Genomic DNA, 26,951 nt, shown 5'->3' with positions numbered 1-26,951 from the left:
GTGTTCACGCCCTCTCTTTTTTCATGGAGCTAATAATTGCATGTGCGATGTCATCCACATGCCTTGTTTCATGTGCAAGGCCTGCTTTAATGACTGATTTAGGCATTCCGAAAACAACACATGATTCTTCTTTTTCTGCAATGACTTTCGTATGACCGCTTGCGACCATTTTTTTGACACCTTCAGTACCATCACTGCCCATACCTGTCATAATGACAGCGATTTTCTCGTAACCCTTTATGCTGCTGATGGATTCAAATAAATAGTTAACAGATGGTTTGTGCCGGCTTTCCGTGTCTTCAGTGGACAGCCTGATGACAAGTGACCCCCCTTGGTCATGAAGTGACATATTCATTCCACCAGGAGCTATGTAAGCCACTCCATTTTTCGCGATGTCTCCATCTTGCGCTTCTTTAATCGTAATTTGTGATAAATGATCTAACCTAGTAGCAAGTGATGCCGTGAATCCTGCTGGCATATGCTGCACAATCAATATAGGTGCCTCGATGTCCTTAGGCAGCTTCGTGACGACTCGTTGAAGTGCCCTTGGTCCTCCTGTAGATGTTCCGATAGTAATAATCTTTCGGAGTGAGCTGCCTTTTACTGGTTGCAGACGGGGTGCAGCCACTGGACTTGGCGGCTTTATCACCGGCTTAGGAGACACCTTCTCTTCAGTGCGTTTCCTTGACAGTCCTGCTGCAAGTACCCGCTCTACAATTTGCCCCCTCACTTTGTGCAAATCGAGAGAAATACTTCCCGAAGGCTTTGTCACAAAGTCAAAAGCACCGAGTTCTAAGCAATGGATGGTTAAATCTTTTCCTTGCTTTGTCTGGCTTGACACCATAATCACGGCAAGGTCGTGTTCAGCCAGAATTTGTTTTAATGCTTCTGTTCCATTTAAAACAGGCATTTCCACATCTAACGTGACAACATCTGGATTCAGTTCCTTGATCCGTTTTAAGGCATCTTCCCCATTTCGCGCCGTTCCGACGACTTCTATTTCTTGCTCGGCACTTAGAAAATCACTAATGAGCTTTCTCATAAAGGCCGAGTCATCTACTACTAGCACTCTAATCATGAGTCCACCTTCCTCCTTTTAAAAAAAGAGGACAACTTATCTATAAACGTATGCTGTTCTCTCCGTGCCTCTCTTATCTGCTGATGATATAGTGTTTCTGCCAGCATCTTAATGGTTTTACTCAGCCTTGAATGAGGCTGCTTCATATAAAATGGAATTTGTTCTGATACTGCTTTAGGAACCGCAGGATCATCAGGCACAGCGCCAGCAAATACAAGTTTTCTGTGAAGAAAAGATGTGACCACTCCTGCTAATTTCCGGTAGGTTTCAGACCCTTCTGACGGGGTTTTGCACCGATTGACAATGATTTGCACAGACCGTTCAAACTGATGAATGGCTAAGTGTTTAATCGCGCTGTAGGCATCCATGATGGATGTTGGCTCTGGCGTAGTCACAACGACCACTTCTCCTGCCGATAAGACAAAAGGCAGCTGATCTTTTGACAAGCCGGCACCCATATCGAAAAAGATACAATCGAAGTCCTGCATGATTCTTTCCATCTCTTCCAAAAAGAACGACCATTGATCTTTATCTAAAGAAAACAGCTGTTCAAGCCCGCTTCCGCCAGAAATGTAATATAGGTTGTCCGTTCCTTTTGTCATGGCTGCTTGGAAGGATTTTTTTCTAACGAGAACATCTAATATAGAACTAGTCGATGTTTTCCCTAGTAAAATATCAATATTCCCCATCCCAAAATCAAGATCAATCACTAACACTCTTCTCTCTGTACTTGCGATAGACAGTGCCATATTCAGGGTCAAATTCGATTTACCTACCCCGCCTTTACCGCTCATGACGGCAATGGTCTTTGCCTGTCCGCTGGCGTTAAGAGGAGAAGGTGTGATGATTTGACTCTGCTGAACTAGTTTTCTTAACCCTTCTGCTTGGTCAGGCTTCATGATTGTAAAACCATCCTTGTAAGTTCAAGAGGAGAACCTTCAAGAATATCCTCAGGCACATTTTGACCATTTGTTAAAAAACCAAGTTTGATTTGAGAGTCAGCAATGATTTGAAAAATGGTTCCCATCGTGTCCGTTTCATCTACTTTTGTAAAAATGAATTGATTGATTGGAACGTGCTCAAAGCGTTTGACCATGGCTTTCATGTCTTGATACTTCGATGTAGCACTCATCACGAGAAAACTTTGAATGCTCTCATCAAATGGAATAATGTCGGTCAGCTCTTTGATATACGCTTCTTCTTTAAAGTTACGTCCTGCTGTATCGATGAAAATATGATCATATTCTTTAAAGGTCTCTTGGGCTTTTACAAAATCCTCTCTCGAATAACAAACCTCAAGCGGTGCATTCAGCAGTTCAGCATAAGTTTTCAGCTGTTCGATCGCTGCAATACGGTACGTATCGGTTGTAATAAAAGCGATTTTCTTTTGCTGCTGAATAGCCGTTTTAGCAGCCAGCTTTGCAATCGTTGTCGTTTTACCAGCTCCAGTGGAACCGAACAAAACAATGTATTTTGAAGAAATCATCGGCTCATCAGTGGTTTTAGCTGGCAGCATATTTGTCAGCAGTTGTTCAAGTTCTTTTTTTATGTGATTTTCTTTAACAGCACCCTTTGTTAAAAGACCCTTCAGGCATTCGTCTCGAATGGCATCATCAAGCCCTTGATCCTTTAGCTTTTGATCGATTGCTATAAGAGGATCAGGCAGAATACCCGCATGCCGTTCATTCCTCACATATTCTAAAGGCTGGGTATGAGAAGGCGCTGGTTTCGCCGCCTTGGGAACAAATGAAGGCTCTTCGGGCAGCTTTTCCTTTTTTGGCAACACTGGAAGAGGCGGTGCAGGGTTTAACCCTTTACCAGCTCTTTCCTCGAAATCTTGATCCAGCACTGCAATCACTTCGACCATTTGCTGTTTCTTCAAACCGAACAGTTTGCGTTTGACAACGGTTTTAGAATTTAAAATAACGGCATCTTTCCCAAGCTGCTGCCTGATTTGAATCGTTGCCTCCTGCATAGAATTTGCTGTGATTTTTTTCATTTTCATTAGATATCCACCACTCCGATGCTCTGTACTTCCACATTCGCTTCTAGTTCGTTATAAGATAGTACCGGTAAATCTGGGAAATATCTTTCTAACAACTGCTTAACGTACATTCTTATAGGAGGTGAGCATAATAGAACCGGCGTTTCCTGACGAAGCGAAAGCTGTTCAATTTCTCTCGCCACTGATTGAATCACACTTTCAGAGGATTCTGGATCTAACGATAAGTAGTTACCATGCTCTGTCTGCTGAACGCTGTCTGCAATCACCTTTTCTACTCGGCCTGAGCATGTCACGACTTTGAGTGATTCATTTTCTCTTGCATACTGTGCGGTAATCTGTCTTGCCAGCGCCTGTCTCACATACTCTGTTAATAAATCTGTATCAGTCGTTAATTTTCCGTAGTCTGCAAGCGTCTCAAAAATGGTGACAAGGTTTCGGATAGAGACCTTTTCTTTCAGCAGCTTCGCCAGTACTTTTTGAATATCACCGACTGCCAGCGGATTTGGCGTTACCTCATCCACTAAGACAGGATAACTTTCTTTCAGATGATCGATTAATTGCTTCGTTTCTTGGCGTCCGAGCAGCTCGTGTGTGTTTTGTCTAATCTTTTCTGTGATGTGAGTAGACACAACAGACGCTGGATCCACAACCGTATAGCCTAGCATCTCAGCCTGATCTTTTTCTGCTTCTGATATCCATTTAGCCGGCAGGCCAAAGGATGGTTCGATTGTTTCAATTCCTTCAATCGGATCATCATCAGGCGTTGGGGACATCGCTAAGTAATGATCAAGCAGCAGCTCTCCTTTTGCTACTTCGTTCCCTTTAATTTTCAACCGGTATTCATTTGGGTTCAGTGCAATATTGTCCCGGATTCGGACGACTGGAATGACGAGACCAAGTTCAAGGGCAAGCTGCCTTCGGATCATCACAATCCGGTCTAACAGGTCACCGCCCTGGTTTGCATCAGCGAGCGGGATGAGGCCGTAGCCAAATTCAAATTCAATGGCATCCATTTGCAGGAGATGAATGACACTTTCTGGACTTTTCATCTCTTCTACCTCTGCCTGTTCCTCCAGTACCTCTTCAATTTCTTCTTGGTCTTGTTTGTTTTTCGACATCAAGTATGCGCCGAGGGCAAGTAAACCTGCGATCGGTCCTGTCAAAAGTACGCCGATTGGCGTAAACAGCCCAAGAAGGAAGATCGTGCCTGCTGTGACGTAAAGCATAGCAGGGAATGCAAACAGTTGTTCAGTGATATCTGAACCAAGGTTCCCATTAGAAGCAGCCCTTGTGACGACAATCCCTGTTGCTGTTGAAATGAGAAGTGCAGGAATTTGTGAAACAATCCCGTCTCCTACCGTTAATAGCGTAAAGTGGGAAGCTGATTCTTGAATCGACATTCCTTGCTGAAGCATCCCAATAATGATTCCAAAAATAATATTAATAATGACGATGATAATACCTGCGATGGCATCCCCTTTAACGAACTTACTTGCACCATCCATCGCTCCATAAAAGTCTGCTTCTCTCGCTACTTTTTCACGGCGGTTTCTTGCTTCACTTTCTGTCAGCATACCTGCATTTAAATCTGCGTCAATACTCATTTGTTTACCTGGCATCGCATCGAGAGTAAATCTTGCCGCAACCTCTGATACACGCTCTGCCCCTTTTGTGATAACAATAAACTGAATGATAATCAGGATAAGGAAAACAACGAGACCCACGAGGATATTTCCTCCAACAACAAATGAACCGAACGTTTCTACAACCTTTCCAGCATCTCCTGTTGAAAGAATAGAACGTGTTGTAGAGATGTTAAGCCCTAAACGAAACAGCGTTAAGAGCAAAAGCAATGATGGAAAAATTGAAAATTGCAGTGGTTCTTGCATGTTCATTGTGGTGAGAAGCACGATAAGCGCAAGAGAAATATTAATAATGATTAAAATACTTAATAGCATTGGCGGAAACGGTATGACCAGCATCGCCACAATTAAAATAACACTGAATAAAACAGATAAATCTCTTGCTGACATGCCTGTTCTCTCCTTTTAAAACCAAAAATTCATAAAATCTTTTGTTTCGTTTTATAGACGTAAGCTAAAATTTCTGCGATGGCCTTAAAGTATTCTTCCGGCACCGCTTGGTCGATGTCGACCTGATCATAGAGCGCGCGGGCGAGCGGCCGGTTTTCTACGGTCATGATATCGTGCTCTTTCGCAATCGTTCTAATTTTCAAAGCCAAAATATCCGTTCCCTTTGCCACAACAAAGGGCGCGTCCATTTTTTCTTCGTCATACTTTAAAGCAATGGCATAGTGGGTTGGGTTTGTAATGATGACGTCCGCTTTTGGGACTTCCTGCATCATCCGTCTCATGGCCATTTCCCGCTGACGCTGTTTAATCTTTGATTTGATGAGCGGGTCACCCTCTGATTTTTTATACTCATCTTTGATGTCTTGTTTGGACATCCGCAAGTTTTTTTCATAATCAAATTTCTGATACATATAATCAAGCCCTGCTAAGATCAGAAGAGCACCAGCAGCATACAGCCCCATAATTAAGGTCATATTTGCAACGAAATGAAGGGTTTCCTCTGCTGTTAATAAAGGAAGCCGCAGAATTTCGTCAAAGTGCATCCAAAGAGCAATAAATGTCGCAAAGCCTACAAAGCCAATTTTCAAAATGGATTTTAATAGCTCTACGAGGGCTCGAATACTGTATATCCGTTTAAACCCTTTGATTGGGTCAAGCTTTTCTAATTTCGGTTTGATCACTTCTGGTGAAAAGAGAAAGCCGACTTGTAAATAGTTACTGATAATGCCCGCCAGCATACCAACACCAAGGATTGGCATGAGGAGGAGCCCTGTTTCCTGAAGCAATTCCAAGAATAATTGATGAATATTAGATGTGCTAACCTTCATTAGCATGGTTGTTGAATAAAAACGTTCTATGAGCGCGATAATCCGCTCTTTCATAAAAGGCCCAATAAAAAAGAATGATAAAAAGATTAATAGAAATGAGATGGCTGTATTGACGTCGGTGCTTTTGGCAACCTGTCCTTTTTTACGCGAATCCCGCCTTTTTTTCGGCGTTGCTTTTTCTGTTTTTTCACCTGCGAAAAATTGCAAGTCTAGTCTAAGCCTTGTCATCATGACGAACCACCGACCAATGCTAAGAAATTCCTCATGGTGAGTACAATCGTTTCAAATGTATTTTGGACAACACCGAAGATGACGCCCATACAGATGATGATCATAATAAAACTCACACCCATTTTAATAGGAAGTCCAACCACAAATACGTTCATTTGCGGAACTGTACGTGCCACAATCCCTAGCGCCAAGTCGACTAAAAACAGACTTGCCACGACAGGTGCCGAGATTTGAAAGGCGATGATAAACATTTGGTTGAAGCTCTTTGCGATAAAGTAAGCAAAGGATTCACTGCCGAAATTCAATGCGTATTGATCAACTGCAATGTATTGAAAGCTGTAATAGATTCCATCAAGCAGCAAGTGATGTGCGTTTGTTGCCAGCATCAACAGTAATGTGACCGTATAAAAAAACTGTCCCATCAGCGGCGTCTGCGCCCCTGTTTGCGGATCAATAATATTGGCAATCGCAAAACCCATTTGAAAATCAATGAATGAGCCGGCAATTTGAACAGCGGACACCATGATGTATGCAATCAGCCCAAGCAGAAGCCCGACCATTGCTTCTTTCACCGCAAGCATCATATAAAGGCCGTCTATGTCGAGTGCTGGCGGTTCTTTTATGGTGCTAAAACTAATGACAGCTAAAAACAGGGAGAATCCAACTCTGTGTACAGCTGGGATCGTTCTATGCGCTAAAAGCGGTACTGTCACAAAAAAAGCGGTGATCCGAATAAAAACTAAAAGAAAAGCAGGGAATAATTCTATGATTGACATCGCTTGTTAACCTGCAAATCGATCTAAATTCGAGAACAGCTCTGTCGTAAAGGACACGATTGTTGAAAGCATCCATGGACCAAACACAACAAGCCCAATGAGTACAGCAACAATCTTAGGAATAAACGCAAGCGTCTGTTCTTGAATTTGGGTTGTCGCCTGAAACACACTGACAATCAGTCCCACAATAAGTGCGAGCGCTAGAAGCGGCCCACTCACAAGCAATACTACATACACTGATCTTTCAGCCATCGTAATGACAAATTCTGAACTCATGTTTTAAGCACCTACTCTAAAAGCTTTGCAGCAAAGATTTAACTATCAAATACCATCCATCGACTAAAACAAATAACAATATTTTGAAAGGGAGCGATATCATAACCGGCGGAAGCATCATCATCCCCATTGACATCAGAACACTTGCGACCACCATGTCAATAATTAAAAATGGAATAAAGATCATAAAACCAATTTGAAATGCCGTCTTTAATTCTGAAATGGCAAAAGCGGGAACCATCGCCGTTAATGGAATATCTTTAATCGATTCAGGTGTATCCATTTTTGCGTAGCTAAGAAATAAAGCCAAATCTTTCTGTCTTGTATGTTTACTCATAAACTCTTTAATAGGCACTTCGGCTTTTTCATACGCCTGATTTAACGTGATGTCATCATTTAAAAGCGGCGTCAGCGCCTCTTTATTAATCTGTGAGAACGTGGGAGCCATGATAAAAAATGTGAGAAACAAAGCAAGTCCAACAAGCACTTGGTTTGGCGGCATTGAGTTGGTTGCAAGTGATGTTCTGACGAATGAAAGAACAATCACAATCCGTGTAAAACACGTCATTAAAATGAGAATGCCCGGTGCAACCGAAAATACAGTTAAAAGTAATAGAAGACGGACAGATGTGCTGATATTTCCTGCACCGCTGGAATTAAATAAATCGATAAACTCATTCATTTTGTTTCGGGCCTTTCTTTCTGACTTCTGATTGGGTCTTTTTCAATTCGGCTAGCTGTGCCTTTAAATTGGCTGAAAAAGAAGAAGTGGTCGGCTGATCATGTTTCTTTACCTGCGATGTGAATTTTTGAACCATTTTTGGTAAATCGGTTTTGCTTTCCATCGCTTCTTCATATTGTTTCACGATTGCTTCACATTCTTGTTCATCATCAATCTCTTTTAGCAGCTGGATTGAGTCTGCTACGCCGACAACTAATACTCTTTTGCCCACTTTGATCAGCTGGACTGAACGGTTTTGTCCGACTGTCGTTCCGCCAATATTTTCAACATATCGAAATGGTTTGAGTAAGCGGTTTTGCTTACCAACAAATCTCACCAATCCATAAATAAGCAGGATGACAAAAAGTAAGGCACCAATCATTTTGACAAAATCCATAATGGAGACAGAAGAAGAGGGAACTTCTTCTGCCGGATTCGTTTGATTGTCAGTGGTTTTCTTCTCTGTATCCTTTTTGCTTTCTTTCTCACCTTTGAGCCAGTCATTCACTGTGCCATTCTCAGGATCTTTCGTTTCGGCAAACAGTGAGGCAGGTTGCATCGTCAAGAAAAGCATAAAACTGATCATTGCTATACATATCAAACGTTTTTTCAACAAATCTTACACCCTTTTTTAGCCTAACGTTTTATTAATTGCTTCAAGTACGCGGTCTGCCTGGAATGGCTTCACGATAAAGTCTTTTGCACCTGCTTGGATCGCGTCAATAACCATTGACTGCTGTCCCATAGCAGAACACATGATGATTTTTGCAGAAGCATCGATTTGTTTAATTTCTTTTAGTGCAGTGATTCCGTCCATTTCTGGCATTGTGATATCCATTGTGACAAGATCAGGAGATGTTTCTTTATATTTTTCAACTGCTTGTGCGCCGTTTTCTGCTTCTCCTACTACATCAAATCCGTTTTTTACAAGAATATCCTTGATCATCATTCTCATGAATGCTGCATCATCTACGATTAATACCTTAGTAGCCATTTACTTATTCTCTCCCTGTATGTTTGTTTATTTTAAATTAGAAAGTCTTTCTGACTGGCTTAAAATGTCAGTCACACGAACACCAAAGTTCTCATCAATGACAACGACTTCCCCTTTGGCGACGATTCGTTTGTTAACTAGGATGTCTACTGGCTCACCAGCAAGTTTGTCCAGTTCAATGATACTTCCTGCTGAAAGCTCAAGAACTTCTTTTACACTGCGCTGAGTTCTTCCAAGTTCCACCGTAATGGAAAGCGGAATGTCCATCAGCATGTCAAGGTTTCCAAGCTGGTTTGTTGTATGCTGAGGCTCACTGAACGATTCAAATTCAACTGGCGTCACATTTACAGGTGCTGCCGGCTTTGGCTTCGCCTGTCTTTTCGGCGGTGCTGCTTGCTGCGCTGGGGCAGACTGCGTTTGCGGAGCTGCCGGCTGAGGTTCAGGTGCACTCACTTCTTCTTGAACCGGCTCTTCTTCTTGCGCAGGATCTGTTAATTCTGCGATTAAATCCTTCGCAAATGTAATAGGATAAAGCTGCATAATATTTGAATCGATGAGTTCACCTATTTTTAATCTGAAGGATACTTTGACAAGCATTTCTTCAGCTGGAATGCGGTCTGTCCCTTCTCCTTCTTTCACATCAAGTAATTCGACGCGCGGCGGAGAAATATCAATCTTTTTATTAAAGACAGTCGACATGGATGTCGCAGCAGAACCCATCATTTGGTTCATTGCTTCTTGTACTGCACTTAAGTGAATTTCGCTTAAAGAAGGGTCAGCATTTGTCCCGTCTCCACCCATCATTAAGTCCGCAATAACTGCTGCATCTGTTTGCTGGACGACAAGCAGGTTACTTGCGCTGAAGCCTTCCGTATAATTCACTTCAATAGCAACATACGGATGAGGAAATTCCTCATTCAGCATACTTTTTTGAATCACTGTAACAGTTGGAGTTGTAATCTCCACTTTTTGATTTAATAGGGTTGAAAGTGCTGTTGCAGAGCTGCCGAATGAAATATTTCCGATTTCTCCAATAGCATCTTGCTCCATTGCAGAAAGGACTGTATCAGGCTCTATATCGTCATTGCTGCCTCCTTTAAGGAGCGCATCGATTTCGTCTTGTGATAATTTACTTCCGTTATTCTCCATCTTCTTCACCTCTTATGTCGTGATCTAGAATTTGAATCGCCTGTTTCCGATTCACGCGGCCGGCCTGTCCCAAGAATTTCGGTTTATTTCCGACCATAACAGTAAGAGGCGCATTTACTGGTTTGTCCAAGGCAATACAATCACCAATTTCCAAATTCAAAAACTCTTCCACCGTCATTTCCGATTGTCCCAGCTCTGCGACTACCGGTATTTTTGCCTTCATAATCCGTTTTTCAATGGCCTTTGTTTCTTGCTGTTTTGGTTCATTTCGTTCAGACTGCATCCAGTAGTGTACAGACAGCTTCGGAATAATAGGCTCTAATACAACGTGAGGAATACATAGGTTAATAACCCCGCTTACCTCGCCAATCTGTGTATTAAGAGAAATGACGACAACTGTTTCGTTTGGTGACACCATTTGAACAAACTGGGGATTTACCTCGAAATCTGCCATTTCAGGCTCGATGTCGGTTATGGACTGCCACGCTTCTCTGTAATTTTCCAAAGCTCCCTCAAACATGTTTGAGATAATCTTTGTTTCAATTTCTGTAAGTGATTCTGTCTTATTATGACTAATGCCAATCCCGCCCATCAGCCTGTCCATCATCGCATAGCCGATTGTTGGGTTTACTTCAAGCATGATTCTTCCTTCAAGCGGGCTGACATAAAATAAGTTTAATAATGTCATATTAGGAATCGAACGAATAAATTCTTCGTACGGTACTTGGTCAACCGAGCTGACAGTAATTTGAATATATGATCTTAGCTGCGCTGAAAAATGCGTGGTGAGCAGTCTAGCGAAGTTATCATGAATCCTTGTTAAACTTCGAATCTGGTCTTTTGAAAAGCGCAGTGCACGTTTAAAGTCATACACCTTCACTTTTTTCGTCGTTTCCTCTTTTTTCAGCTCTTCTGCATCCATTTCGCCTGTTGAGATGGCGGATAATAATGCGTCGATCTCATTCTGGGAAAGCACTTCTCCTGACATTTCTTCACCTCCATCGCGTTAATTAATCGCCTCTATTGCAGATTAAAGGAGGTTATATATACTTCTTTCACCTTGCCATCTTGCAAATAGTTATTCACTTTGTTTTTGACTTGTGTTTTAAAATGTTCTCTGCCTTTTTTGCCATCAAGTTCATCTGCATTCGTGTCTGATAAAATGTCGATTACAGCATCTTTTACCTGGAAACTTCTTTTCTCAAGCTCTGATTTTGCTTTTTCAGAGTCCGTTTCAATATTCAGGACAAGTTTGACAGCATTTCCTTCAGACTTTAAATTGGTGATAATCTCAGGAATTTCAACAGAAGCTTTTACGACTTCATCTGCTGTTGGCTCTTTTTCAGCTTTTGCTTCGTCTGATCCATTCAGCAGAAAAAAGATGCCTGCTCCAATTCCGACGATGGCAATAATCATGATTAGCATTACTACGACTAATTTCTTCTTCATTCAAACTCCTCTATTCCTTGATTCAATGAAATGACTTGGATTTTTCTGTAGAAAGAAATGATTTTCTCTTGAAGCTGCTCTTCATCTTCTTTCACAACGAATTTCTTTCCATTGGCCAAAGTAATGGTCGTGTCTGGAAAACTTTCGATTTGCTCGATATGGAGAGCGTTCAGCATAAATCCTTTGCCATTTAATCTTGTCACTTCAATCATATTAAGCAGAGAAGCGAGCATCCGCTCCCCCTACCTCCTATCGTTTCAGATTCACAAGCTCTTGCAGAATTTCATCAGATGTTGTAATCGTCTTTGCATTCGATTGGAATCCACGCTGCGCGATAATCATTTCGGTAAACTCGTCTGTTAAATCAACGTTTGACATTTCAAGTTTCCCTGTTTGAAGTTCACCTGTTCCTTGACTTCCAGGAGCGATGGCATTACTTGGCGCACCGGAACTGAGCGTTTGGCGGTATAGGTTATCCCCAACTTTGTCTAATCCTCCTGCATTACTGAATGACACAAGTGATACTTGCCCAACAGTACGAGAAACGTTGTTCTCAACAACAGAAACGGTCCCATCTGGCCCAACACTGACACTTGACACATTGTCGCTTGGAATGTTGATTCTTTGCCCATCCATGCCAAGTAGATAGTTTCCATCAGGTGTTGCCAAATCCCCATTTGAATCAGGTTTGAAGTTCCCTGTTCTTGTAAATAGGATTTCACCTTGCTTTTGAATACGGAAAAATCCATCTCCATTAATATAGAAATCAAATGGTTCGTCTGTATTTTGAGAAGAACCTGATTTCATGATTTTATCAATAGAAGATAAAGATGATCCTAAACCAATTTGTTTTGAGTTGATTGAACCAGAGTTGTTCGTTGGTCCACCTGAGCTTGAAATGGTTTGGCTGACCATATCTTTAAACGTGATACGGCTTTTTTTGTATCCGTGTGTATTGACGTTGGCTACGTTGTTGGCTACCACATCTAATTTTGATTGGAAGTTTTTCATTCCGCTAATTCCTGAGTAAAGTGAGCGTAACATTTATTTTCCTCCTCGAATTACTTCGTTTTTTCTCCAACTGCTGTAACATCCCAAGGGCTGATTTTCGTTCCATCTTCTAAAACAAGTAAGTATTCATTGTCTATGTTTTTAACAGACTTCACAGTGCCCGATATCTCTTTATCATCCAATTTGCCCGATACTTCTTTACCAATCCAGCCTACATACGTCGTAAACGGATCTTGGTGTGCAACAAATGTAGACATGAGCTGATTCAGCTTGGTGATCGAATCGTTCATATTGGTTTGCTGTTCTAAAGATGAAAATGTCGCAAGCTGCGTGACAAACTCACGGTCATCAAGCGGGTTTGTCGGATCTTGGTTTTGAAGCTGCGTGAGCAAAATTTTCAAGAATTGATCTTTGCCAAGCGTATCTGTTTTCTTTTCTGCTTTTGAAGAAGTGTCTGCTTGTGCGGCTGTTCTATTCGTAGCATCAACTGTTGCCATTAGATCTCCTCCTCTTCTTCATCTGACCCAACAAGAGCATCCAGTACATCTTGGAATTCTGTTTCCTGTTCATCAGTCTGCTGGAAATTCTGTCCTTTTGGCTGCTGCTGCTTGTTTTCTTCACTAAACTGTCCAAATAACGGCTGCTCATTTGATTGAAGCGGTATATGGAAACGGTCCACTTGAACCGACATATTTGGAAGCGCCTGCTTGAGCTGCGGCAGATGATGCTCTAACAGCTCTTTCGCTGCTTGCGTCGAGGCTGTAATTTTACTCGCATACATACCGTTTTGCTTCGTTAGCTGAATGGTAATGAATCCAAGATTTTCAGGATTTAATCGAACGGTAAAGCGTCCGCTTGAATTACCAAACGGCGTGAATTTCATTTGCTTCCACGTGTTTAGAATTTGCTGATCAACCGTTCCTGGCTTTTCATCAGTCGTTTGTGTCTGCTGAACAGGAGCCGCTGACTGCAGTTGGAAAAACTGCTTATGACCTGGCAGAAGCGAGTGGGTCATTATTTTTTCAGAAGCTGGTGCAGCAGCGCTTTGTCCTTTAACGACTTCTTTTTTGATGAGCCACTCAAGAGATGCATTCCCTTTTGCCGGAGAAGCGAGTGTAGATTCTTGTTTTGGAGAGATTAGTTCCTTCAACTCTCCTAGTGAAATTTTCCACTCTTTGTCAGACCCTTTCGCATTCGCCATCATATGGTCGATTAGCTGATTAAAGTGCTTTAGCTCACTTTGAGTCATCGAATTCAGCTTTGGCGCTGAACCCTGCGAGAAGAACTGCTCTTTTACTTGCTGAATGAGTTTTTCATCTACCCCGTTTTTAGAAAGAAAGTGGATAAAGTCTTGACCTTTCCCTTCAATATCCTGCACAAGTTTCGCATCAAAACTGAGCGGCTGTTGATTGAGCAACTGATAGATGAAAAAGTGGACTTGTATGAGCTGTTCACTATGCTCAGAACCTGGCTTTTCAGCTTGATCACCGTAAATGGAAGATTCCATTTTTTGAAATAGTTCTTCAAGTGACTTGAGATCAGATGATTCAAGCGTTTGACCTTGTAGTGTTTGAAGCGCACTGAGTAAGTCTGCGCTCATTCCTTCTTCAGGTGATTGCATCCATTTTTCAACAATTTGCATCGCATCATTGATAGAAAGAGAGGCAAGAGCGGCTGTTTCAGCATGAACAGAACCGCTTTGAGCGCCTGCTCCGCTAAGCAATTGTTTAAACAAACCGCGTGCAGATGCAGCGCCGTCTCCTTTTAGCCCTGAGAGACCTTGAGAAGATTGCTGTAAGGCTCCAATATCCAATAGCTTCACTTATTGTCCACCCCCATTTTCACTTTCTTCTTTTTTGGCAAGCTCTTTTGTAAACGTTGCTGCCTTCTGAGGTGTCAGTTTTGCTAATATGTCTGTCAGTTTATTTTTGCTCAGCTCTTCAAGGATTTTTAACGCCTCTTTATCACTTAATTCTGATAAAATTTTGGCGGATTTCCCTGGGTCCATGCTTTCATAAATGCTGGCGACCTTTCCTTTTGTCTGCTGATTAGAGGAAGCCGCTGTATCAGAGGACGCCCCTGCTGAGTTATTACCTGACGTGTTATTTGATGAGCTGTTATTCGATGAGCCGTTATTCGATGAGCCGTTATTCGATGAACTGTCATTGGCTGACGTATTCTTTGCATCATTTTCAGATGTTTTTTCAAGTGAGTTGATTTTTTGATTCAATCTTTTAATCTCTTCATCACTTGTTTTCAAATCTTTTTGTGCAATTTCGAGCTCATTTTTTTGCTCTTTAATGGTCTTTTTCAGTTCTTTCAACTCTGCATCGCTTTGATCATTAGGTGAAGATGACGTTTTTGAGGTGTCATCTGAACCAACCAAACTGCTGATCCCAGGAATGTTTTGGAGCGGTTTTTTTAGATCAAAACCTGCCATATAAAGGATCGTGCCAGTGACAATCACAAGCACAATCAATGGGATGATGACAATAAACAAGATCCATTGAAATTTTCCGCCGCCTGATTCCTTCGTTTTTTCCTTCTTAGGCATTCATCTCGACTCCTAATGTCCTTGAAACATGAATTGGCTGATAGAGATATCATCCATTTCTTTCATTTCAATTGCCTTATGTTCAAGGGAGAACTTTTCAAATTGCTTTTCTTTCATTTTTTCAAACTTTTTAAACTCAATGTTTTTTTCAGTTAAATCAGATTGTTTTTCATTCATTTGGTGACGTTTCATGATCACAAGCTGCTGATAATGCTGAATGGTGTTATCTAAGTTGGTCACAAATTGCTGGTAATGACGCATTTCTTGAACACTCATTCCACTTCTCAGCTTTTCTTCTTTGCTTTTTTCCATCAGCTCTTTTTTACTCATATTTTCATAGAGTTTTTCAGCGACTTGCTCAAATGCCGAAACGGATTGTTGGTACGCTGCGAGTGACTTGTCTTTTTCACTTTCTTTCAGTTCTAAGAGCTTTTGAAATTTGTATTGATATCTCACTGTTTTTGTCAATCCTCTCTATTCATCAAACTGAGCAATAAACTCACACTGTCTTCAATAGATACAGCCTCTTCTACATCCTGCTTCAAAAATGAAATCAGATGAGGATAAGCCTGCATGGCCTCATCAATATCTTTGGAGGAGCCTTTTTTATATGCTCCAATATTAATGAGGTCTTCAGCGTTTTGATAAGTGGACAAAAGCTGGCGGAACCGGTTAGCCGCTTCCTTGTGATCATGACTTGCGATATTACTCATGACACGGCTGATACTTTTCAAAATGTTAACAGCGGGAAATTGTCCTTTGTTGGCTAAAGCACGATCAAGTACAATGTGCCCGTCAAGGATCCCCCTCACTGTATCAGCGATCGGCTCGTTCATATCGTCTCCATCAACAAGCACTGTGTAAAACGCTGTGATGGAACCAAGCTGATTTGTCCCAGTTCGTTCGAGCAATTTTGGCAGTATAGCGAACACTGAAGGTGTATATCCTTTTGTTGTTGGCGGCTCGCCAGTTGCGAGTCCTATTTCCCTTTGCGCCATGGCGACCCTCGTAACAGAATCCATCATGAACATGACATTTTTGCCTCTGTCCCTGAAATACTCCGCAATAGCTGTTGCTGTATACGCAGCTTTCAGTCTCGTCAGTGCAGGCTGGTCAGAAGTAGCAACGACAACAATTGATCGCTTCAGTCCTTCAGCACCTAAATCCTTTTCAATAAACTCACGAACTTCACGGCCACGCTCTCCAACAAGGGCAATGACATTCAGGTCTGCTTCTGTCTGCTTTGCAATCATCCCCATTAAGGTACTTTTTCCAACACCACTTCCGGCAAAAATCCCGATCCTTTGACCAGTGCCAACTGTGAGCAGACTGTCGATGACTCTAACACCAACACCCATCTTTTCTCGAATAGGCGGCCTGTCCATCGGATTTGGAGGTGACTGATCTGTCGAAACAGGTGCAAGTCCTTTTGGAAGCATACTGCCATCAAGCGGATGACCGAAGGCATCAACGACTTCACCAATTAATCCAGTCCCTACTTTGACCTTCAGCGACTCACCCGTCGCTTCAACAAGACTTCCTGGTGAAATATTGGATGCTTCTACATAAGGCATGAGCAGAATGTTTTCATCTCTAAACCCTACGACCTCTGCTTTTATCGGATGGTGCTTGCTCCCTTTTTTATGAATGAGACATACATCACCGATCGAACTCTCCGGCCCCTTAGATTCAATCATGAGCCCAACCACTCGATTGACTTTACCAAATCGTTTATAAGGATCGGCAGTTTCAATCGTTTCTTTTAGTACATCCATTTTCATTTGTGATCACCTGAATCAATGACTTCTAATAATTTTTCTTTCAACTGATTCATTTGGGTATCAACACTCGCTTCCACTTTTCCAAAACTTGTTTCTACGTAACAAGTTCCTTTTGGCGCTTTTTCATCCGAGTAAATGGCAAGGTGTGTATCCTTTTGAAGGATTCTAATCAATTCGTCTTTATATTCCATCACATGCTCGTAATGTTCAGGGTCAACATAGATGGAAATATCATCATATTCTTTCACTTCTGAAATGACCTGCTTCACAAGAGCCAAAAATGGATCTTTCGTGTCCTCAGCTGCATTCCAAACGCGTTTGGCGAGTTCAAAAGCGAGTTCTACAATTTGCTCAGCAGAGCTTTCAATTTTTTCTTCGTAATCCTGCCTTGCAAGACTGACGATGTCATTTGCTTGATCAAGAATAGCTTGGTACTGCATATTCGCATCTGCTTCGCCCTTTTGGAAGCCTTCTTGATAACCTGCTTGTTTCGCTTCTTCAATGAGCTGCATTCTTTCCTCTTCAAAATCAGTCCGGCGCTGATTGATTTCAGCCATTGTTTTTTCCAGCTCACTGTTTGCTTGTTCTAATATGCGGCTCGCTTGATCTTCTGCATCACTGAGTACTAGCTGCGATGCTTCAGTTTCATTGACAAGCTCTTCTTCGTGATGTTCTCTTTTAAAGTTTACTTGCTGTAAAGGAATCGTTTGCCGTCCTTGTTCAGGAATAACAGATGTTTCATGTTTGATAATCCTAGACAATGATATCGTCTCCTCCGCCTCGAGCTATGACGATTTCTCCAGCTTCCTCAAGTCGTCTTACGATGCTGACAATACGGGTTTGTGCTTCCTCGACATCTCTAAGCCGGACAGGCCCCATAAACTCCATTTCTTCTTTGAATGTTTCGACCATCCGCTGTGACATGTTGCGGAAGACAATTTCTTTGACTTCTTCGCTTGCCACTTTGAGTGCGAGCAATAAGTCATCATTTTCAACATCTCTGATGACACGCTGAATCGCTCTGCTGTCAAGAGTGACAATATCTTCAAAGACAAACATACGTTTCTTAATTTCATCAGCAAGCTCTGGATCTTGAATTTCAAGTGTGTCTAAAATGGTTTTCTCAGTTGCACGGTCTACACCATTTAGCACTTCTACAACCGCTTCGACTCCGCCCGTTTGCGTATAGTCCTGCGTAAAGGTTGAAGAGAGCTTTTGTTCAAGAATACGCTCCACCTCATTGATGATCTCTGGAGATGTACGGTCCATTAAGGCAATACGTCTCGCAACCTCAGTTTGTACTTCCTCGCCTAACTCAGATAAAATTTGCCCAGCCTGCACTGGATCCAGGTAGGAAAGGATAAGTGCTATCGTTTGTGGATGCTCATGCTGGATAAAGTTTAAAATTTGTTCTGGGTCAGCCTTTCGAGCAAAATCAAATGGTTTCACTTGAAGAGAGGATGTTAGCCTGTTTAAGATGCTGTCCGCTTTATCCTCACCAAGCGCTTTTTCAAGCACTTGTCTTGCGTACATAAGACCGCCCTGCGATATGTAGTCCTGCGCGATGGCAATGCTGTGAAACTCTTCGATGACTTCATCTTTTTTAGCAGTATCTACACTTCGTACATTGGAAATTTCTAATGTTAATTTTTCTATTTCGTCTTCAGACAGATGTTTGTATACAGATGCTGACACATCTAGCCCTAAGGAAATCATTAGGATTGCTGCTTTTTGTCTGCCTGTTAGTCGATTTGGATCTTTTCTCGACATGTGTATTCCTCCTAATCCTCGGACAGCCAGCTGCGTAGCAATTTAGCAAAGTCTTCTGGTTTTTCTTTTGCCATTTTTTCAAGCTGATTTTTTCTCACCATTTCTTCTGTTTCTGGTTCAGTGTCGATATCAGGAACATCGATTGGTGTACGTTCATCAAACTCAAACTCTTCTTCCTCATCTCTTCTACGCTTGCGTACAAGAAGAATGATAAGAGCGATAATTGCAAGTAGAAGCACACCGCCTACAATATAAACCCAAATTGGAATATTGTTTGAAGGGTTATCTGCCGCAGTTTGCTGTTTACCGTCTAATTTTGATACAGATAAAACGATTTTGTTATCTAAGTCGGCTTGAGTGAGCGCTTGACCATTTGTGTATTCTTTATCAATCGATGTGCTAATGATCGTTGAAAGAATCTTTTTGATATCATCTTGTCTTTCAGCCGTTAAAGAGTTTACATCGTTTGCAGTTGGTGGTTCGACCAATGCTTGAATGCCAACATCTCTAATTTTATAAGGGCTTTCTTTGATATCTTTATGAATGCGGTTGACTTCATAATTGATGCGATCTTCGCTCTTTTCGTAATCTCCGCTTCCATTCGCTCCATCGGCACCTTGATAATTTGTGACATCATCGTCACCTGTTCCAGCGGTGCCTCCAGCTGCTGCGCCGTTACCTGAATAAGTTTCAGCAATCTTTTCAGCGCTGACAGCAATCCCCTGCATGTTTTCTTTATCAACAGGTTCTACTAGGTCTTCTTTTCTTTTTTCTTCAGTAAAATCAATGTCTGTTGTGACCGATACAGCCACTTTATCTTGACCCATCATTGTTCCAAGCAGCTGCTGAATTTTTCTTTGAAGATTCTTTTCGATTTCCTCTTTTTTCTGCTGCTGTGCATCCATTCCACTTGCATATGAATCGGAGCTGGTGTTTAAGTCGTAGTAGTTGGAATCTTGGTCCATAATGACAATGTTTTCTGTTTTTAAATTCGGCATACTTTTTGAAATAAGATGATAAAGGCCTTTTACTTGCTGCGGTGTGAGCGTGTAGCCCGGCTCAACCTGCAGCACTATGGATGCTGATGCATTACTTTGCTCTTCTCCAACAAAAACGGAATCTTTTGGCAGGTTAATCATCACTTTTGAATCTTTAATCCCATCAATTGTGTTGATCAGATTGGATAGTTCTGTCTGAGTTGCGTCTACTTTCAGAACATCAAATTCATTATCTGTTAAACCGAAGCCTGAATTATTTGCAAAGAAGGAATAATCAATGTTGCCTGTCTTAGGGAGCCCTTCGGATGCGAGTGTTACTTTTAAAGAATCTGCTTGCTTTTCTGGAACGAGAATCGTTGTCCCATTGTTTGCAAGTTCCGATTTAACGTTTTTGCCATCTAGTTCCTGTTTGATTTGTCCAGCTTCTGCCTCAGACAAGTCTCTAAAGAGCGGAACCATTTTTTCAGAAGAAGCAAAGATGCTAACAACCGTAATAATGATTGCTAGGGCAGCAACGCCGCCAATCATGAGTATTTTTTGTAATTTTGATCGATTTCGCCAAAACTCAACTGTTTTTGTTCTTAATTGCATTAAAGTACGATTCATCTTAACCCCCGGTCATTCCATTCAGTCTTTTTTTGTCCACCAGCACCTCCTACATCTGCATTCTCATAATCTCTTGGTACGCTTCGACTGCTTTATTTCGAAACTCTGTTGCAGCTGTGAGTGTGACACTCGCTTTTTGTGAAGCAATCATGACTTCATCGAGATTGACATCTTTTCCTTGTGCAAGCGCATTTGTATACTGGTCTGATTTCAGCTGTGATTGATTTAATGCCTCAATGGAATTCTTCAGCACATCAGAGAAATTCGTTTGACTTTTAGGTGCAGCCGCCTGAATGGGCGTTGCATTCGTCAATTCACTTGCTTGCTGAGCAGTTTGAAGCTAGAAAGGAGATATTGCATTAACCAATTGTTTTCACCTTACTTTCCTATTTCTAAAGCTTTCATCAGCATGCTTTTATTCGCATTTAGAGCAGTCACGTTTGCTTCATATGATCTTGAGCTGCTGATGAGGTCGACCATTTCTTTTAATGGATCGACATTTGGTGTTTGAACATATCCATTTTCATTGGCATCGGGATTTGTAGGATCATATTGAAGGTTGAATGGAGTTTCGTCTTCAGTAATCTTTGTTACTTTGACGCCGTTTCCTAATTTGCCGCTCGAATTCATACTTGAGTTCAATATAGATGAAAACGATTCACCTGACGGCTGTAATGTGACAAGCTTACGTCTATAAGGCTCCCAGTTGCCATCAACCTGTTTAGCTCTTGTCGTATCCATATTTGCAAGGTTTGAGGATACAACGTCCATTCTGAGCCTCTGTGCCGTTAATGCTGAGGCCGAAGCGTTCACTCCTGAAAAGATCGACATCACTTACCTCCTGTCAAAACTGTTTTAAGAGAATTGAATTTCCCGCTCATTCTTTCCACCAGCGCATTATACTGAATTTGGTTTTTAGCGAGTTCACTCATCTCTTGATCAATATCGACATTATTTCCGTTTTCTTGATAAGAAGTACGGTTGCTCGAAACAACTGAATAATTAGACCCTGTTTTTGAAAAATCAATGTGACCTTGGTATGTTTTTTTAGCATCTAATTTGATTGACGCATCATTTAGCATGTCATGGAATGCGACGTTTTTCGACTTGTAGTTCGGTGTATCTATATTCGCGATATTATTGCTTATGACTTTTTGCTTAACATTCGCTCTGCCCAAGGCATTCTCAAGGTTGCTTATCGTTCCAGAAAATATATCCAAAACCATATACCTCCAATCATATGTATTTCATTCCATTTAATCATGTCGAGATTTGTAAAACCATATGTTCATTGTAAGAAATAATAGGATTAAAGTCTATGATGTATATGTAAAAAAAACTCGTAATATATATCTATTTTACGAATAGGTATAAAGACCTAGATTCAAAGCACTACAGATTTGTAAGGGGTTTCTTGGAAAAAAGAGTGACATTTTTCGGACAAATCCTCATTTTTTCACATAAAAAAACCCTTTTCAGCATTTATTTCGGCCAAAAAGGGTTTTTGATTAATGAGATTTTAAATTTTCGAGTTCAATTAAAAATTTGTTGTTTAACACTTTGATGTACGTTCCCTTCATTCCAAGAGAACGAGATTCGATTACGCCTGCACTTTCTAACTTACGTAAGGCGTTTACGATCACTGAACGCGTAATCCCTACACGATCTGCAATTTTACTTGCGACAAGAAGACCTTCGTTTCCATCCAGCTCTTCAAAAATGTGCTCAATCGCTTCAAGCTCACTATATGAAAGAGAGCTAATCGCCATTTGGACAACCGCTTTGCTTCTTGCTTCTTCTTCGATTTCCTCTGCTTTCTCGCGAAGAATCTCCATTCCAACAACTGTTGCCCCGTATTCAGCAAGAATTAAATCATCATCTGTGAATGTATCTTGTAAGCGGGACAGGATTAACGTACCTAAACGATCTCCTCCGCCGATAATTGGGACAATTGTTGTTAAGCCTGATTGGAATAAGTCACGGTTCTCAATAGGGAAAGCTGTATATTCACTGTTAATATCAAGGTTTGAAGACGTTTCAGGGACATTGAATAGACTCTTTGTATATTCCTCAGGGAACTGACGATCTTCAAGCATTTTTTTCATACGTGCATTTTCGATCTGCTGATTAATGGAGTAGCCAAGAAGCTTTCCTCTTCTGCTTAATACGAAAATGTTTGAATCAATGACATCTCTCAGTGTTTCTGCCATTTCTTTAAAATTAACTGGTTTCCCCGCTGCATCTTGCAGCATTGAGTTAATAATCCTTGTTTTTTGTAGTAACGCCATAATAATGATCCTCCTAGATTACTTTATTCATTTGTTAAAGTATAAATTGACTTAAATCTTTGTTATTTGCAATCTTTCCTAGCTTCTCTTCGACATACTGAGGGGTAATGGTCACTGTCTCCATCGTAATATCAGGCGCCTCAAATGAAAGCTCTTCAAGCAGCTTCTCAAGTATGGTATGAAGCCTTCTTGCACCGATGTTATCTGTCTCCTGATTGACATGATAAGCCACTTCGGCAATCTTATGAATAGCATCGTCAGAAAATTCAAGAGATATACCTTCTGTTTCAAGTAAAGCTTTATATTGCTTTAATAATGCATTATCTGGTTCCGTTAAGATTTTCACAAAGTCTTCTATACTTAATTTATCTAATTCTACACGGATTGGGAAACGTCCCTGAAGCTCCGGAATCAAATCTGATGGCTTTGCCATATGAAATGCACCTGCTGCAACAAACAGCACATGATCAGTTTTAACGGCACCATATTTCGTCATCACAGTTGAACCTTCTACAATCGGTAAAATATCACGCTGAACCCCTTCTCGAGAAACATCTGCAGATGATGCACCACCGCTTTTGGCAATTTTGTCGATTTCATCGATAAAAATAATTCCTTGCTGCTCTGCTTTGTAGACCGCTTCCTGACTGACTTCATCCATATCAATCAGTTTTGAAGCTTCCTCAGCCGTTAACGCCTTTCTTGCTTCTCTGACAGTCAGCTTTCTGCGTTTTTTCTTTTTAGGCATGAGATTGCCGAGCGCATCCTGCATGTTCATACCCATTTGCTCCATACCCGAGCCTTGAAGCATATCAAACATGGAAGGCTGCTGTTCTTCTACTTCAATCGTGACGTAATGATCTTCAAGTTCTCCCATAGCCAGCTGATGAGCGATTCGCTTTCTTGTCGATTCGAGTTCCACTTCTTCATTTGAATGATCTCGATCACGGTCATCTTCATCAGAACCGCCAAACAGCATCTCAAAAGGATTTTTCACAGACTGGCTCTTTTTCTTACCAGGAACAAGTAAATGAACAAGACGTTTATTTGCTTGTTTTTCTGCTTCTTCTTGAACATCTTTCATCTTTTCTTCTTTGACAAGTCTAATCGCTGTTTCAACTAAATCTCTCACCATGGACTCTACGTCACGGCCGACATAACCCACTTCAGTAAACTTCGTCGCTTCCACTTTAATAAAAGGCGCACCAGAAATTCGAGCAATTCTGCGGGCAATTTCTGTTTTCCCCACACCTGTTGGGCCAATCATTAAAATGTTTTTAGGAACGACTTCATCCTTTAGCTTATCATGTAAAAGACTTCTTCTGTAACGGTTTCTTAAAGCCACCGCCACTGCTTTTTTCGCATCAAGCTGACCAATGATGTATTGATCAAGCTTTTCAACTATCTCTCTTGGGGTAAACGGCTTTTTCTCCATACGTCTCATGTCCTTTCTATTCAAGCTCTTCTAAAGTGATTTGATCGTTCGTGTAGACACAGATTTCTCCGGCCGTTTCAAGAGCGGCCTTTGCAATTTCTCTTGCTGTGAGATGATCACCTGCATGGGTTTTGAGAGCTCTCCCGGCGCTAAGCGCATAGTTGCCGCCTGAGCCAATGGCCAAAATCCCATCATCTGGTTCAATGACCTCTCCAGTTCCAGAGACGAGCAAAATACTTTCTTTATTCATGACGATGAGCATAGCCTCAAGCTGCCTTAGCATCTTGTCACTTCGCCATTCCTTCGCTAGTTCTACGGCTGCACGCTTTAAGTTACCACCATATTCTTCAAGCTTTGTTTCAAACTTTTCAAAGAGTGTAAAAGCATCTGCTACTGAACCTGCAAAACCTGCAAGCACCTTGCCTCCGAAAAGACGGCGCACTTTTTTTGCTGTGTGTTTCATCACGACAGCCTGCCCGAAAGTAACTTGACCGTCGCCAGCCATTGCACTTTTTCCTTTATGTTGAACGGCAAAGATGGTTGTTGCATGAAATGATGACATGAAAAAACCTCCTTTTAGGATCGTTTAAAAGCCCTTGGGTGATGAGACATGTACGTGTTTCTTAAAGAATCTTTTGATACATGCGTGTACACCTGTGTAGATGATAAATTTGAATGACCGAGAAGTTCTTGAACACTTCTCAAATCTGCTCCCTCGTTTAAGAGATGCGTGGCAAAGGTGTGCCTCAACATGTGAGGATGGATATGTAATGTACCTGACGCCTTTTTCATTAATTCAGTGAGAATGAATCGAACACCTCTGTCTGTAAGAGGCGTCCCGCGCTGATTCAAAAACACATGAGTATCAGCACGGTCTTTCCCCTTAGCTTTCAGCTTCTGCCTTCCATCCTCTAAATAAGTAATGAGCGCTTCATGAGCATATGACCCGAAAGGAACATACCGCTGTTTGCTGCCTTTCCCATGAACAAGCACTGTATCCATCGATAAATCAAGATCAGATTCTTTTAATGAACATAACTCACTGACCCTCATACCTGTTGCATAAAGAAGTTCTAAAATGGCTTGATTTCTTTGCCCAAGTGGTGTGCTGACATCAGAAACTGTAAAAAGCTCTTTTAGTTCCTCTTCATACAAAAATGAAGGAATCCGCTTATCCTGCTTTGGTAAGCTAACGAGTAAAAAAGGATTTTCTTTCACAAGCTGTTCTCTTAATAGAAATTTATAAAAGCTGCGAAGCGCAGAGACTTTCTTACTAATCGTTCTTCTTGTCAGGCCTTTTTCATAAGCTTCTGTTAAATAAATTCTCGTATCTTGATAGGATACCTCTTCAAAACCGTCTATTCCTTGAATGTTCATAAATCTGACAAACTCTTCAATGGCTTCTGTATATCCTGAGATCGTTAAAGCTGAATAGTTTTTTTCAATTTGCAGATATTCAATGAATAAGTGGACAAGACGCTGTTTATTCGTCATTTTTACACCTCTTTAAGGCTTTTAAATGGTATCACATATCTTGCTTTCCGTGCAATGTTTTACTACAGAGATTTCGAAATAGTTTGAATAGTTTCGATTGCACGCTTAGCGTACTCTGCATAACGTTCTTGTTTGTTTTTAATTCGAACTCCTAGATCTTTCAGCAAACCAAAATTCGCATTCATCGGCTGGAAGCTTTTCTTGTTTGTCGATGTGATGTAGTGAGCCATACTGCCAATCGCTGTTTCCTCCGGAAGTGTCACAAGCTCTTCTCCTTTGACAAAACGAGCGGCGTTAATACCAGCCACTAGTCCCGACGCTGCGGACTCGACATACCCTTCAACGCCTGTCATTTGTCCGGCAAAGAATAGATCATCTCTATTTTTAAACTGATAAGTCGGTCTTAAAAGGCTTGGCGAGTTAATAAATGTATTACGGTGCATCACGCCGTAACGGACAATCTCTGCTTCTTCAAGACCTGGAATCAAACGGAATACTTCCTTTTGATCGCCCCACTTCAGATGTGTCTGGAAGCCAACGATGTTATATAAAGTACCTGCTGCATCATCCTGTCTTAATTGAACAACAGCGTAAGGTCTTTTGCCTGTTTTCGGATCTTCAAGTCCTACTGGCTTCATCGGACCAAACAGCATCGTTTTCTTTCCTCTTTTCGCCATGACTTCAATTGGCATACAGCCTTCAAAGAAGATTTCTTTTTCAAATTCTTTTAATGGTACAGTTTCAGCAGAAATGAGCGCCTCATAAAAACGATCGAATTCTTCTTCTGTCATTGGACAGTTTAAATAAGCAGCTTCTCCTTTGTCATAGCGAGATTTCAAGTACACCTTATCCATATCAATGCTGTCTTTCTCTAGAATAGGTGCTGCTGCATCGTAGAAATAGAGATATTCTTCTCCTGTTAACGATTTTAATTCTTTGGAAAGTGCTTCAGATGTCAGCGGGCCAGTCGCGATAATTGTCGGACCTTCTGGAATGCTCTGCACCTCTTCTTGAAAGACAGTAACATTCGGATGATTTTTCACGCGGTCTGTCACGTTTGCTGCAAATTCATGACGGTCTACTGCAAGCGCGCCGCCAGCAGGAACTGAGCTTTCATCTGCTGCTGCGATAATAGCTGAATCTAAATGACGCATTTCTTCCTTTAATACACCTACTGCATTCGTCAAAGCATTCGCACGCAGTGAGTTGCTGCATACAAGCTCCGCAAATTTATCTGTGTGGTGAGCCGGCGTTTGTTTCACAGGTCTCATTTCATATAAATTGACTTTAATGCCTCGTTTAGCGATTTGCCATGCTGCTTCACTTCCAGCTAAACCGGCTCCGATCACATTTACAAATTGACTCATTGTACAACTCTCCTATTTCGTAAGGTCTGTTTGATGACATAAAAAAGC

The 26,951-nt window shown here is 41.4% G+C and carries 31 protein-coding genes; all 31 read right to left on the bottom strand.

Features of this window, described 5'->3' with window-relative positions:
- Window positions 1-4 precede the first annotated feature (4 nt).
- The 31 genes from NSS80_RS08190 to trmFO all read right to left on the bottom strand — a co-directional run bounded on the left by NSS80_RS08190 (window position 5) and on the right by trmFO (window position 26,903).
- Complete coding sequence (locus NSS80_RS08190) at window positions 5-1,078, bottom strand: chemotaxis response regulator protein-glutamate methylesterase (protein ID WP_342498454.1); 1,074 nt, start codon at window positions 1,076-1,078, stop codon at window positions 5-7.
- Entirely contained in the window at window positions 1,075-1,980 is a 906-nt protein-coding gene (locus tag NSS80_RS08185) for a MinD/ParA family protein (protein ID WP_051627337.1), read from the bottom strand. Before NSS80_RS08185 ends, NSS80_RS08190 begins: the two co-directional genes overlap by 4 nt.
- Complete coding sequence (gene flhF / locus NSS80_RS08180) at window positions 1,974-3,083, bottom strand: flagellar biosynthesis protein FlhF (RefSeq protein ID WP_317222046.1); 1,110 nt, start codon at window positions 3,081-3,083, stop codon at window positions 1,974-1,976. The genes NSS80_RS08185 and flhF overlap by 7 nt, the downstream gene beginning before the upstream one ends.
- Entirely contained in the window at window positions 3,083-5,116 is a 2,034-nt protein-coding gene (gene flhA, locus NSS80_RS08175; protein WP_034281791.1) for a flagellar biosynthesis protein FlhA, read from the bottom strand. Before flhA ends, flhF begins: the two co-directional genes overlap by 1 nt.
- A 29-nt stretch (window positions 5,117-5,145) precedes the next feature.
- Window positions 5,146-6,234, bottom strand: a complete 1,089-nt coding sequence (gene flhB, locus NSS80_RS08170) for a flagellar biosynthesis protein FlhB (protein ID WP_029707677.1) — start codon at window positions 6,232-6,234, stop codon at window positions 5,146-5,148.
- Entirely contained in the window at window positions 6,231-7,010 is a 780-nt protein-coding gene (gene fliR / locus NSS80_RS08165) for a flagellar biosynthetic protein FliR (RefSeq protein WP_024426982.1), read from the bottom strand. The genes flhB and fliR overlap by 4 nt, the downstream gene beginning before the upstream one ends.
- A gap of 6 nt (window positions 7,011-7,016) precedes the next feature.
- The gene (gene fliQ / locus NSS80_RS08160; RefSeq protein ID WP_003211206.1) at window positions 7,017-7,286 is read right to left on the bottom strand and encodes a flagellar biosynthesis protein FliQ; all 270 of its coding nucleotides are present in this window, start codon (window positions 7,284-7,286) and stop codon (window positions 7,017-7,019) included.
- Between the two features lie 16 nt (window positions 7,287-7,302).
- On the bottom strand, window positions 7,303-7,968 hold the full coding sequence (gene fliP, locus NSS80_RS08155) for a flagellar type III secretion system pore protein FliP (protein WP_008354479.1): 666 nt from the start codon (window positions 7,966-7,968) through the stop codon (window positions 7,303-7,305).
- Window positions 7,961-8,581, bottom strand: a complete 621-nt coding sequence (fliZ, locus tag NSS80_RS08150) for a flagella biosynthesis regulatory protein FliZ (RefSeq protein ID WP_231506887.1) — start codon at window positions 8,579-8,581, stop codon at window positions 7,961-7,963. Before fliZ ends, fliP begins: the two co-directional genes overlap by 8 nt.
- A 57-nt stretch (window positions 8,582-8,638) precedes the next feature.
- Complete coding sequence (locus NSS80_RS08145; protein WP_007499584.1) at window positions 8,639-9,001, bottom strand: response regulator; 363 nt, start codon at window positions 8,999-9,001, stop codon at window positions 8,639-8,641.
- 27 nt (window positions 9,002-9,028) lie between these two features.
- Entirely contained in the window at window positions 9,029-10,150 is a 1,122-nt protein-coding gene (gene fliY / locus NSS80_RS08140) for a flagellar motor switch phosphatase FliY (protein ID WP_034281787.1), read from the bottom strand.
- Window positions 10,140-11,138 carry a flagellar motor switch protein FliM gene (gene fliM / locus NSS80_RS08135; protein WP_024424167.1) on the bottom strand — a complete coding sequence of 333 codons (999 nt, stop codon included), beginning with the start codon at window positions 11,136-11,138 and terminating at the stop codon, window positions 10,140-10,142. The genes fliY and fliM overlap by 11 nt, the downstream gene beginning before the upstream one ends.
- Before the next feature lie 32 nt (window positions 11,139-11,170).
- Window positions 11,171-11,599 (bottom strand): flagellar basal body-associated protein FliL, encoded by a 429-nt coding sequence (fliL, locus tag NSS80_RS08130; protein ID WP_024424168.1) that lies wholly within the window; start codon window positions 11,597-11,599, stop codon window positions 11,171-11,173.
- Window positions 11,596-11,811 (bottom strand): flagellar FlbD family protein, encoded by a 216-nt coding sequence (locus NSS80_RS08125; protein WP_008344794.1) that lies wholly within the window; start codon window positions 11,809-11,811, stop codon window positions 11,596-11,598. The genes fliL and NSS80_RS08125 overlap by 4 nt, the downstream gene beginning before the upstream one ends.
- A 37-nt stretch (window positions 11,812-11,848) precedes the next feature.
- Entirely contained in the window at window positions 11,849-12,643 is a 795-nt protein-coding gene (flgG, locus tag NSS80_RS08120; RefSeq protein ID WP_034281786.1) for a flagellar basal body rod protein FlgG, read from the bottom strand.
- Between the two features lie 17 nt (window positions 12,644-12,660).
- On the bottom strand, window positions 12,661-13,107 hold the full coding sequence (gene flgD / locus NSS80_RS08115) for a flagellar hook assembly protein FlgD (RefSeq protein WP_024426978.1): 447 nt from the start codon (window positions 13,105-13,107) through the stop codon (window positions 12,661-12,663).
- A complete protein-coding gene (locus NSS80_RS08110; RefSeq protein ID WP_342498453.1) occupies window positions 13,107-14,432 on the bottom strand; it encodes a flagellar hook-length control protein FliK in 1,326 nt (441 codons plus the stop codon). Before NSS80_RS08110 ends, flgD begins: the two co-directional genes overlap by 1 nt.
- Window positions 14,433-15,164 carry a MotE family protein gene (locus tag NSS80_RS08105; RefSeq protein WP_041117384.1) on the bottom strand — a complete coding sequence of 244 codons (732 nt, stop codon included), beginning with the start codon at window positions 15,162-15,164 and terminating at the stop codon, window positions 14,433-14,435.
- A 12-nt stretch (window positions 15,165-15,176) separates the two neighbouring features.
- Window positions 15,177-15,620 carry a flagellar export protein FliJ gene (gene fliJ, locus NSS80_RS08100; RefSeq protein WP_024424173.1) on the bottom strand — a complete coding sequence of 148 codons (444 nt, stop codon included), beginning with the start codon at window positions 15,618-15,620 and terminating at the stop codon, window positions 15,177-15,179.
- An 8-nt stretch (window positions 15,621-15,628) separates the two neighbouring features.
- Window positions 15,629-16,945, bottom strand: a complete 1,317-nt coding sequence (fliI, locus tag NSS80_RS08095; RefSeq protein ID WP_041117382.1) for a flagellar protein export ATPase FliI — start codon at window positions 16,943-16,945, stop codon at window positions 15,629-15,631.
- On the bottom strand, window positions 16,942-17,706 hold the full coding sequence (gene fliH / locus NSS80_RS08090) for a flagellar assembly protein FliH (protein WP_034281779.1): 765 nt from the start codon (window positions 17,704-17,706) through the stop codon (window positions 16,942-16,944). Before fliH ends, fliI begins: the two co-directional genes overlap by 4 nt.
- Window positions 17,699-18,715 (bottom strand): flagellar motor switch protein FliG, encoded by a 1,017-nt coding sequence (gene fliG, locus NSS80_RS08085; protein WP_034281776.1) that lies wholly within the window; start codon window positions 18,713-18,715, stop codon window positions 17,699-17,701. The genes fliH and fliG overlap by 8 nt, the downstream gene beginning before the upstream one ends.
- 11 nt (window positions 18,716-18,726) lie before the next feature.
- On the bottom strand, window positions 18,727-20,319 hold the full coding sequence (gene fliF / locus NSS80_RS08080) for a flagellar basal-body MS-ring/collar protein FliF (RefSeq protein ID WP_342498452.1): 1,593 nt from the start codon (window positions 20,317-20,319) through the stop codon (window positions 18,727-18,729).
- 49 nt (window positions 20,320-20,368) lie between these two features.
- Window positions 20,369-20,632, bottom strand: a complete 264-nt coding sequence (gene fliE / locus NSS80_RS08075; RefSeq protein WP_231122764.1) for a flagellar hook-basal body complex protein FliE — start codon at window positions 20,630-20,632, stop codon at window positions 20,369-20,371.
- A 65-nt stretch (window positions 20,633-20,697) separates the two neighbouring features.
- Window positions 20,698-21,150, bottom strand: a complete 453-nt coding sequence (gene flgC / locus NSS80_RS08070; RefSeq protein ID WP_024424179.1) for a flagellar basal body rod protein FlgC — start codon at window positions 21,148-21,150, stop codon at window positions 20,698-20,700.
- Window positions 21,150-21,539 (bottom strand): flagellar basal body rod protein FlgB, encoded by a 390-nt coding sequence (flgB, locus tag NSS80_RS08065; RefSeq protein ID WP_012009952.1) that lies wholly within the window; start codon window positions 21,537-21,539, stop codon window positions 21,150-21,152. The genes flgC and flgB overlap by 1 nt, the downstream gene beginning before the upstream one ends.
- Window positions 21,540-21,827: 288 nt before the next feature.
- Window positions 21,828-22,607 (bottom strand): GTP-sensing pleiotropic transcriptional regulator CodY, encoded by a 780-nt coding sequence (gene codY / locus NSS80_RS08060; protein WP_007499612.1) that lies wholly within the window; start codon window positions 22,605-22,607, stop codon window positions 21,828-21,830.
- Window positions 22,608-22,641: 34 nt separating this feature from the next.
- On the bottom strand, window positions 22,642-24,042 hold the full coding sequence (hslU, locus tag NSS80_RS08055) for an HslU--HslV peptidase ATPase subunit (RefSeq protein WP_024424180.1): 1,401 nt from the start codon (window positions 24,040-24,042) through the stop codon (window positions 22,642-22,644).
- 16 nt (window positions 24,043-24,058) lie between these two features.
- A complete protein-coding gene (gene hslV, locus NSS80_RS08050; RefSeq protein WP_034281773.1) occupies window positions 24,059-24,604 on the bottom strand; it encodes an ATP-dependent protease subunit HslV in 546 nt (181 codons plus the stop codon).
- 14 nt (window positions 24,605-24,618) lie between these two features.
- Complete coding sequence (gene xerC / locus NSS80_RS08045) at window positions 24,619-25,536, bottom strand: tyrosine recombinase XerC (protein WP_034281771.1); 918 nt, start codon at window positions 25,534-25,536, stop codon at window positions 24,619-24,621.
- Between the two features lie 62 nt (window positions 25,537-25,598).
- Window positions 25,599-26,903 carry an FADH(2)-oxidizing methylenetetrahydrofolate--tRNA-(uracil(54)-C(5))-methyltransferase TrmFO gene (trmFO, locus tag NSS80_RS08040; RefSeq protein ID WP_024424183.1) on the bottom strand — a complete coding sequence of 435 codons (1,305 nt, stop codon included), beginning with the start codon at window positions 26,901-26,903 and terminating at the stop codon, window positions 25,599-25,601.
- Window positions 26,904-26,951: the final 48 nt, after the last annotated feature.

It is taken from the genome of Bacillus sp. FSL M8-0350 (genome assembly GCF_038593345.1).
GTDB lineage: Bacteria > Bacillota > Bacilli > Bacillales > Bacillaceae > Bacillus > Bacillus safensis.
The sequence above is the reverse complement of the archived record's forward strand: the minus strand, read 5'-3'. Positions and strand labels throughout refer to the sequence as shown.